This window comes from Sphingomonas sp. Leaf25, assembly GCF_001421635.1.
GTDB lineage: Bacteria > Pseudomonadota > Alphaproteobacteria > Sphingomonadales > Sphingomonadaceae > Sphingomonas.
The window spans coordinates 76200-79941 of the sequence record NZ_LMKU01000033.1 but is presented as its reverse complement, the minus strand read 5'-3'; the positions used below and the strand labels follow the sequence as shown (position 1 = coordinate 79941).

5 protein-coding genes are annotated in these 3742 nt (G+C 68.4%); 4 read left to right on the top strand and 1 reads right to left on the bottom strand.

Annotated elements, in window-relative coordinates; all coding sequences use genetic code 11:
* Window positions 1-161: 161 nt before the first annotated feature.
* Window positions 162-620, bottom strand: coding sequence for a large conductance mechanosensitive channel protein MscL (gene mscL / locus ASE78_RS15400; protein WP_055762495.1), 459 nt, complete (start codon window positions 618-620; stop codon window positions 162-164).
* Window positions 621-696: 76 nt separating this feature from the next.
* On the opposite strand from mscL, the gene ASE78_RS15395 reads away from it, so the two are divergent.
* From ASE78_RS15395 to ASE78_RS15380, 4 genes are read left to right on the top strand one after another with little or no spacing between them, the layout of a single operon-like run.
* Window positions 697-1287 (top strand): LemA family protein, encoded by a 591-nt coding sequence (locus tag ASE78_RS15395; protein WP_056498302.1) that lies wholly within the window; start codon window positions 697-699, stop codon window positions 1285-1287.
* A complete protein-coding gene (locus ASE78_RS15390) occupies window positions 1284-2168 on the top strand; it encodes a TPM domain-containing protein (protein ID WP_156351526.1) in 885 nt (294 codons plus the stop codon). Before ASE78_RS15395 ends, ASE78_RS15390 begins: the two co-directional genes overlap by 4 nt.
* On the top strand, window positions 2168-2836 hold the full coding sequence (locus ASE78_RS15385; RefSeq protein WP_056498301.1) for a TPM domain-containing protein: 669 nt from the start codon (window positions 2168-2170) through the stop codon (window positions 2834-2836). The genes ASE78_RS15390 and ASE78_RS15385 overlap by 1 nt, the downstream gene beginning before the upstream one ends.
* Before the next feature lie 26 nt (window positions 2837-2862).
* A complete protein-coding gene (locus ASE78_RS15380; RefSeq protein ID WP_056499150.1) occupies window positions 2863-3357 on the top strand; it encodes an NUDIX hydrolase in 495 nt (164 codons plus the stop codon).
* The last annotated feature ends 385 nt before the right edge of the window (window positions 3358-3742 follow it).

The window sequence follows — 3742 nt, the reverse complement described above, 5'->3', positions numbered from 1 at the left end:
GGGGGGGGGGGGGGGGGGGGTTGGCCGGTTGTGGGGCGCTTACGGTTCCTCGCGGGCCGACCCACCCCCGGCCCCTCCCTGTCAGGGAGGGGAGCCGCCAAGCGCTGCCGTCTGGGTGAATGACGTTGCCGGTTCCCCGGCCCCGTGGGTAAGCCGCGCCTTTACTTCCGCGCCGCGCGCAGTTCGTCGCGGATCTCGCGCAGCAGCGCCACGTCGGCCGGATCGGCGGCGGGCGGGGCCTCGCCGTTCTTCTGCTCTTCCTGAACCACCGCGATCGCGCGGTTCACGAACTTCACCAGCAGGAACACGATGAAGGCGAGGATGACGAAGTTGATGACGACGCTGATGAACTCGCCATAGCCGAACAGCGGCACGCCGGCGGCCTTCAGCGCCTTGTAATCGGTCGGCGATCCGGCGAAGCCCGCCGGGATCGGCCCCAACTGCAAGAAATAGCTCGAGAAATCGAATCCGCCGAAGATATAGCCGATCACCGGCATGATGATGTCGTCGGTCAGCGACTTGGTGATAGTGCCGAACGCCGCGCCGATGATGACCCCGACCGCGAGATCGAGCACGTTGCCGCGTGCGACGAAAGTGCGGAACTCGTTCATGATCGCCATGTTGCCCTCCATGCCAGCTTGAGGGTGCCTTAATGGTGCGATACGGTGGCGGGAAGCAAGACAGGGATCGAGGCGAATGCGGATACGGGCGGCGATCGTGATGGCGGCGGCAGTGCCGCTGGCGGCGTGTGGCGTGAACAGCGTGCCGACCGCCGAGGAAAACGTGAACGCCAAATGGGGCGAGGTGCAGAACCAGTATCAGCGCCGCGCCGACCTGATCCCCAATCTGGTCGCGACGGTGAAGGGTTTCGCCGGACAGGAAGAGCGGGTGCTGACCCAGGTGACGCAGGCGCGCGCGCAGGCGACGTCGATCAACGTGACCACCGACGACCTGTCGGACCCGGAGACGTTCCAGCGGTTCCAAGGCGCGCAGAACCAGTTGACGCAGGCGCTGGGCCAGCTCCGCACCGTCGTCGAGGCGTATCCGCAGCTTACCTCCAACCAGAATTTCCTGAACCTGCAATCGCAGTTGGAGGGGACCGAGAACCGCATCACGATCGCACGGCGTGATTACAACGAGGCGGTGCAGGCGTATAACACCCGGATCCGCACCTTCCCCGACGCGATCGGCGCAAAGGTGTTCTATGGTGCCAAGCCCAAGCAGAGCTTCCAGGCGCAAGGTGGCGCGGAGGTCGCGCCGCAGGTGAATTTCGGGAATTCCAACTGATCGCGGTGCGGCACCTCTGGCGGCTGTGGCTGGCGCTCGTGCTGCTGGGTGCGGCGGCGGGGGCGCAGGCGCAGACGTTTCCCAAGTTCACCGGGCTGGTGGTCGACGACGCGGGCGTCCTGCCGGCGGAGACGCGCGCGGCGCTGACGACGAAGCTGGAGGCGTTGCAGCGCGATACGAAGCGGCAACTGGTCGTCGCGACGATCGCCGATACGCAGGGGTTTCCGCTCGACGAGTACGGCTACAAGCTGGGACGGGCGTGGGGTGTCGGGCTGAAGGACGCCGACAATGGCGCGATCCTGTTCATCGCGCCCAATAATCCGGCCGGGCAGCGAGGGCCCCGGCTGGAGGTCGGCTATGGCCTTGAGCCGGTGCTGACCGATGCGGTGTCGGCGACGATCGTGCGCACGCTGATGGTGCCGCGATTGCGCGCCGGCGATATTCCCGGCGCGATGACGGCGGGCACCGACGCGGTGGTCGCGCAACTGCGCGCGGCGCCGGAGGAAGCGCAGGCCAAGGTCGATGCCGCGATCAAGGAGTTCGACCAGGCGCAGCCGCGCGCGCGATCGTCGGACGGCGGATTCCCGGTGGTGGCGGGCATCGTCATCCTGATCTTCGTGGTGATGCTGATCGCGCTGTCGGCCGGACGGAAGCGGCGGGCCGGGCCGTGGGGCCGCGCGCACAAGCGTAGCGACAGCGGGATCGGGCCGGTCATCCTGTGGTCGATCGCCGACGAGATTGCGCGCAGCGCCTCGCGTGGCGGCGGCTGGAGCGGCGGCGGTGGCGGATCGTCGGGCGGCGGCGGCGGCTGGGGCGGTGGCGGGTTCACCGGCGGCGGCGGCGGATCGTTCGGTGGCGGCGGCGCGTCGGGGGACTGGTGATGCGGCTGAACGCACAGGATCATGCCGCGATCAGCGCGGCGGTGGCGACCGCCGAAGCCGCGACGGCGGGCGAGATCGTGGTCGTCACCGCGCGCCGGTCAGATGCCTATCACGATGTCGGGCTGCATATGGCGGTGCTGGCGATGCTGCTGGTCATCGCCGCGACGGCGGTGTGGCCGGGGTGGCTGCACGGCGTTCATGGCTGGATCGAGCCATGGGGGGAGGCGCCGACGCCCGCCTTCCTGCTGGGCGTGGTGGCATGGGTGCAGGGCGCGGTGTTCCTGATCGTGCGCAATGCCTGCGCGTGGCAGCCATTGCGCATGGCGCTGACCCCGCGATCGACCAAGGCGCGGCGGGTCCATGCCCAGGCGCTGACGCTGTTCCGTGCCGCCGCCGAGAAGCGCACCGTCGCGGCGACCGGCGTGCTGCTGTACCTGTCAATGGCGGAGCATCGCGCCGAGCTGATCGCCGATGCGTCGATCCACGACCGGGTCGCGCCCGAGGTGTGGGGCGATGCGCTGGCGGCGCTGCTGGCGGCGGTGAAGGACGGGCGGACGGGCGACGGCATCGTCGCGGCGGTGGGCGCGATCGGCGTGGTGCTGGCCGAACATTTCCCCAAGGGAGTGGATGACGTGAACGAACTGCCGGACCGGGTGATCGAATTGTGATCGACGCCGATGCCCCCGAAGAGGTGATGTGGGCCGGGCGGTTCATCACCGCCAAGAAACGTGGCCGCTGGGAATATGTCGGCCGGGCCAACGGGATCGGCGCGGCGGTGATCGTCGCGATCGAGCAGGGCCATGTCCTGCTGGTCGAGCAATATCGCGTGCCGCTGGGACGGGCGTGTATCGAACTGCCCGCCGGGCTGGTCGGCGACGACATGGCGGGCGAGGCGGCGGCGGTGGCGGCGACGCGCGAGCTGGAGGAGGAAACCGGGTTCCGCGCGGGGACGATGGTGTCGCTCGGTGAGTATCATTCGTCGCCGGGCATGGTGTCGGAGAGCTTCACCCTGTTCCGCGCGGGCGAACTGGTCCGCGTCGCCGAGGGCGGCGGGGTGGAGGGGGAGGATATTCTCGTCCACCGGGTCGCGCTGGATGGATTGCCGACGTTCGTGGCCGGGCAGCGGGCGGCGGGCAAGGCGATCGATGTGAAGTTGTTGCTGCTGCTTTCGCCATGGTTGCTGGGGTAGCAGAAGCAGGTGGTTCACGCGGAGGCGCGAAGGCGCGGAGTGAAGTAGAAGAGATTTTCGCGCAGAGGCACAGAGGCGCGGAGGGGGTTGCGCGCGGAGAGGCGCGGAGGGGGTTGCGCGCGGGACGGTGGTTGCGTGTCCGGCGCAGCCCTTTTTCCCGTAGTCGGATGAGAGTCTGGTCCATCTGAATGGAATCGTCGCCCCAGCGAAGGCTGGGGCCTCAAGCGGCGCTTGTCGCGCATCGGCCCCGGGAGATTCCAGCCTTCGCTGGAATAACGCCTGTTTTAAGGTGGGTGGACCACGTCCCGGAGGGAAAGCCGCTGTCGCGGCAAACACTACATCCCTCCGCGCCTCTGCGCCTCTGCGCGAAAAACCCTTCTTCTTC

What these genes read in the sequence shown, in the direction of transcription:
- mscL (WP_055762495.1), bottom strand. Translation starts at nt 620, where the DNA reads ATGGCGATCATGAACGAGTTCCGCACTTTCGTCGCACGCGGCAACGTG.
- ASE78_RS15395 (WP_056498302.1), top strand. Translation starts at nt 697, where the DNA reads ATGCGGATACGGGCGGCGATCGTGATGGCGGCGGCAGTGCCGCTGGCG.
- ASE78_RS15385 (WP_056498301.1), top strand. Translation starts at nt 2,168, where the DNA reads ATGCGGCTGAACGCACAGGATCATGCCGCGATCAGCGCGGCGGTGGCG.
- ASE78_RS15380 (WP_056499150.1), top strand. Translation starts at nt 2,863, where the DNA reads ATGTGGGCCGGGCGGTTCATCACCGCCAAGAAACGTGGCCGCTGGGAA.